Annotated in this window: 1 protein-coding gene; it reads left to right on the forward strand. The window is 71.3% G+C overall.

The genetic code is table 11. From position 1 onward, the window contains the following. Nucleotides 1-505, forward strand: a 505-nt coding sequence (locus tag AC2JF9_RS08485; protein WP_500726899.1) for an aldehyde dehydrogenase family protein, incomplete at both ends; no start/stop codon positions are given.

Below are 505 nucleotides of genomic sequence, written 5' to 3' on the forward strand. Positions count from 1 at the left end.
ATCGACTTCCTGTCCTTCACCGGAAGCCCGGAGACCGGCACCGCCGTCCAGACGGCGGCGGCCAGGAACCACGTGGGCGTGACCCTGGAGCTCGGCGGCAAGTCGGCCCAGGTCGTGTTCGACGATGCCGATCTCGAGCGGGCGCTCCCGGTCCTCGTCAACGCGATCATCCAGAACGGCGGCCAGACCTGCTCGGCAGGCAGCCGCCTGCTGATCCAGCGCGGCATCTACGAGAAAGTGCTGGCGCGCCTGGGCGAGGCCTTCTCGGCCACCGTCACCGGCCCGGCCGCGCAGGACCTGGACGTCGGTCCGCTGATCAGCGCCCGCCAGCATGACCGCGTGCGCGGTTTCCTGGCCGAGGCCGAAGCCGAGGGCCTGAAGGTCGCCGCGCGCGGCAAGCTCAAGGACGGCGCGCCCGACAGCGGCTTCTACCAGCCGCCGGTGCTGTTCCGCGACGTGCCGCCCAAGAGCCGCCTGGCGCAGGAAGAAGTGTTCGGTCCGGTGC

It is taken from the genome of Lactobacillus sp. C449L (genome assembly GCF_059900815.1).